Annotated in this window: 4 protein-coding genes and 1 pseudogene; 1 reads left to right on the forward strand and 4 read right to left on the reverse strand. The window is 48.4% G+C overall.

Going from position 1 to position 4,229, the window contains the following annotated elements; genetic code table 11:
• A partial coding sequence (locus BFF42_RS28285; RefSeq protein WP_371261907.1) for a hypothetical protein occupies positions 1-68 on the forward strand: 68 nt, incomplete at its 5' end.
• Positions 69-420: 352 nt separating this feature from the next.
• On the opposite strand, the gene BFF42_RS11785 is transcribed toward BFF42_RS28285, so the two are convergent.
• The 4 genes and pseudogenes from BFF42_RS11785 to BFF42_RS11800 form a co-directional block, all read right to left on the reverse strand.
• Complete coding sequence (locus BFF42_RS11785) at positions 421-1,116, reverse strand: LutC/YkgG family protein (protein WP_000370306.1); 696 nt, start codon at positions 1,114-1,116, stop codon at positions 421-423.
• Positions 1,109-2,536 (reverse strand): LutB/LldF family L-lactate oxidation iron-sulfur protein, encoded by a 1,428-nt coding sequence (locus BFF42_RS11790; protein WP_000023899.1) that lies wholly within the window; start codon positions 2,534-2,536, stop codon positions 1,109-1,111. The genes BFF42_RS11785 and BFF42_RS11790 overlap by 8 nt, the downstream gene beginning before the upstream one ends.
• 10 nt (positions 2,537-2,546) lie before the next feature.
• On the reverse strand, positions 2,547-3,266 hold the full coding sequence (locus tag BFF42_RS11795; protein WP_001102117.1) for a (Fe-S)-binding protein: 720 nt from the start codon (positions 3,264-3,266) through the stop codon (positions 2,547-2,549).
• Positions 3,267-3,830: 564 nt separating this feature from the next.
• Positions 3,831-4,229 (reverse strand): annotated as a pseudogene (locus BFF42_RS11800) (IS1-like element IS1X2 family transposase); the annotation flags it as partial.

A 4,229-nucleotide genomic window follows, 5' to 3' on the forward strand; every position in this document is an offset into this window, starting at 1 on the left:
TGCCGGAATGGCCTTCCAACCGTGTTGACGAACTCCTGCCATGGAACGTAGCACTCACCAATAAATAAGCGTCAATACGGTGCTCCGTTGACGCTTACTATCAGTAAGTTGGAGTCATTACCTGTTTTGCCTTGTCAAAAAAATGGTAGATGAATACCAACAAAACTCTGGGCAGTAATAAACAACATTCTGATAGAGAGTGCCTGTATAAAGCTGAAGTGACAATGACCGGGAAGGGAACCCGTTTTCAGGAATGGATGCCTGTCTTTTTCACTGTAAATATCCTGGCATTACTAATGCCAGGATATTTACAGAAGAGCAGCATAACCATGACGGAACGGGGTTAAGTCAGGTTGTCCTTAACGCTATTTTCAACCTCGTATGCCTTCTTCAGGTTTATGTTCAGATCTCATATCTCTCTCAGCAATCCTCAATAATCAGATACACCGCTTTCACCGGGCCATGAACCCCGACGACTTTGATAAGCTCAATATCCGCCGTTGAACTAGGGCCGCTAATGATGTTAATGCAGGACGGCATTCGTTCACCGGCCTGCGCTTTCTGATGCAATTTTTCTGCGAGTTGCGCTACACGCGGCAGGATTGTGCTTTTACGCAGGATAAAAAGAGAAGATTCCGGGAGCAGGCTCAATGAACGCCCGCGCTCGGCGGCGGAAAAAAGAACCACGCCTCCCGATTCGGTTAAACCATATTCAGCATACACAACACCCACTTTAGCCTGCTCTGCCTGCGAGATATTCTCGGCACCTTTCGCCGGATCCCAAACAACGGCATTGCATTCCTGCTGCAAACGTTCACTAATCCCCAATTCCTCCAGCCTCGTGTCACCGCTAATCACGACCGACTGATCTCCCAGCTCTTTACACAGACGTATTGCAGCTTCTGCCGCCTTCGCCTCGCTGGTCAGCTCACAGCGCGTCAACATAACATCGCTGGCAAACTGAATAAACGCGTCACAGCGCTGCTGTTGGTTAAGTTGGGTAAGCCGCTCGTTAGCATAGTTGTTAAGCGGCGCATCTTCTGCTTGCGGTTCAAGTCGCAGCGGGCGACCCAGTGCCTGAGCAACGTTATTCAAAAATTCGCCTCGATTATCCATTCTTTTTCTCCTGCGCCTGATGTTTCTTAAACCAACTACGGAAACTCTCTCCGTCAGCTTCAGGAAGATCGCGTGCTTCCATCCAGTCGCTAATCGCGCCAAATTTGAGTGGTGTTTTGCCGCCATTGATAAACCAGCTTGCCGCATGAGAGCCGGCCATCATCCCGACTTTCCACAATCCTGGATGACTATTGGCATAAGCGAACATTTTTATCGCCCGTTGCTCTGCTTTTGCGGTGATCCCTTTTTCTGCCATCACCCGACGATGACGCAAAATCAGTTTTGACAGCGGAATACGCACCGGACACACGCTGTCACAAGCAGTGCATAAAGAGCAGGCGTAGGGTAAATCTTTAAAATCTTTATAGCCGCCAAGTAGCGGAGAAATCACCGCACCAATTGGCCCTGGATAAATAGAGCCATATCCATGACCGCCAATATGGCGATATGCCGGACAAGTATTCATACAAGCCCCGCAGCGAATACAGCGCAGCACATCCCGAAATTCAGAGGCCAGCACCTCAGAACGCCCGTTATCGACAATAACCAGATGAAACTCTTCAGGACCATCAATGTGCCCCGCTTCGCGCGGTCCTGTCAGCCAGGTGTTGTATCCCGTCAAACGTGCACCAACGGCACTGCGCGCCAGCATGGTGATCAATACATCTACCTCGGCAAACGTGGGGGCAATACGCTCCATTCCCATCACTGCAATATGCGTTTTAGGCAGCGTGGTACACATTCGCGCATTACCTTCATTGGTCACCAGGCATACCGAACCTGTCTCTGCCACCGCGAAATTACAGCCGGTAATACCTATTTCAGCACTGAGGAAATCTTCGCGGATTTTTTGCCGGATGAATAAGGTCATCGCTTCAGGCGTTTCCGGCCCCTCATAGCCCAGACGTTCGTGTAGCACTCGACGGATCTGATGGCGATCTTTATGAATTGCCGGGACCACAACATGAGATGGCGGATCTTGATCCAGCTGGAGAATATATTCACCCAGATCGGTTTCAATCACCTGAATGCCAGCATCCTGCAACACATGATTGACACCAATCTCTTCGGTCACCATCGATTTAGATTTCACCACCTTCCGGGCATTTTTGCGTTGGGCAACCTGTAAAATGTAGCGGGTAGCGTCTTCTTTGTTTTTTGCAAACCAGACGTAACCGCCGTTTTGCGTCACTTTTTCTGAGAGCAGGTACAGATAAGCGTCGAGATTACTCAGAACATGATCACGTATCTGGGCGGCCCGATCGCGCCACTCCTCCCAGTGCCCCAATTCATCGACCATTTTTTGCCGATTTGCCCCAATACGCTGCTGCGCGTTTGCCACCGCTTTGCGCATGATCGGATCTTCAATTTGCTGACGGATGCGTGTCTTAAAATCTGTATTACTGGTTTTGATCGACATCTTTATATCCTCAGCGGCTCATCAACACTTCAGCAATATGCATCACTTTGACTTTCTGCCCTTCCCGTTGTAATCGCCCACTGATGTTCAGCAGGCAACTCACGTCAGCACCAATTAAATACTCAGGGCGGACTTCCATCAGGTGCCCAACCTTTTCTTTCACCATCTCGCCGGATATTTCGGCCATTTTGACCGAGAACGTGCCGCCAAATCCGCAGCAGGTATCCTGTTCAGCAAAGGTCAACAGCTCCAGTCCACGCACATTTTTCAGCAGCGTAAGTGGCTCGTCCTTCACTCCCAGCTTACGGGCCAGGCTACAAGATGGGTGATACACAGCTCTCCCTTGCAAACTGGCACCTACATCGACTACCCCTAATTTATTAACAATAAAAGAGGTGAGATCCTGCATACGCGCGGCAACCTTTTCGGCACGTGATGCCCATTCAGGTTCATCCGCCAGATACGTCGGGTAACTTTTTACGGCATAGGTGCAAGAGCCAGCCGGTGAAATAATGGGATCGTCGTTATCCTCCAGTGCGGCGATCAGATTTTTCATCCCTGGAATCGCTTCTTTGATATAACCGCTATTGATCGCAGGCTGACCGCAGCATCCCTGTTTCTCCGGGAAATTTACGCGACAGCCGAGTTTTTCCAGTAGCAGCACGGAGTCTCGTGCCATTCTTGATTTCAGGGCGTCACCAATACAGGTGACAAAGAAATTGACATTCACAACTAATACTCCATTACTTCATGCCCATTTATGCCCGATGTTTCCCCCCCCACCGGGGGATCAATCATCAATAAATATGGCGTTCTTTTTTAATTGGCTAGCAACATACTACCCCTCATTTGTATGACAAATGATAATCTTTCACCCAAACGTCAAATGCAATAACTAATTTTATTTCTTTCGGCATCGCTCACATTTTATGGAGAAATCGACGATCATTTTTGGCATAAGAAATCCATTTAAAAATGGCCACATCCCTTATACCTATTCAGAGCTACTTATTCAGGGGTTATTGAGATATACACTGATGGTGTACAAACAAAATCACCGACAATAATCACGTATCAAGTAATAGTCGGGATTTTATTTAATTGAAGCAATTTAGTTTGTATCTTTTATTTAATTACTAAGCCAGACCACTTCAAAAAAACATATAAAAAAGTTGGAAATATAAATAGCTGAAAGGCTCACAACACCCGGAATGCGGATTATCTTTGCTCCGATTCCTGGCGGTTTTATTCAGGGTGCAAGCTGTCTGACCCTTTCCCGGGTAATGACTCTAACTTACTGATAGTGTTTTATGTTCAGATAATGCCCGATGACCTTGTCATGCAGCTCCACCGATTTTGAGAACGACAGTGACTTCCGTCCCAGCCTTGCCAGATGTTGTCTCAGATTCAGATTATGTCGCTCAATGCGCTGAGTGTAACGCTTGCTGATAACGTGCAGCTTTCCCTTCAGGCGTGATTCATACAGCGGCCAGCCATCCGTCATCCATACCACGACCTCAAAGGCCGACAGCAGGCTCAGAAGACGCTCCAGTGTGGCCAGAGTGCGTTCACCGAAGACGTGCGCCACAACCGTCCTCCGTATCCTGTCATACGCGTAAAACAGCCAGCGCTGACGTGATTTAGCACCGACGTAGCCCCACTGTTCGTCCATTTCAGCGCAGACAATCACATC

It is taken from the genome of Shigella sp. FC1661 (assembly GCF_001712525.1).
GTDB classification, from domain to species: domain Bacteria; phylum Pseudomonadota; class Gammaproteobacteria; order Enterobacterales; family Enterobacteriaceae; genus Escherichia; species Escherichia coli.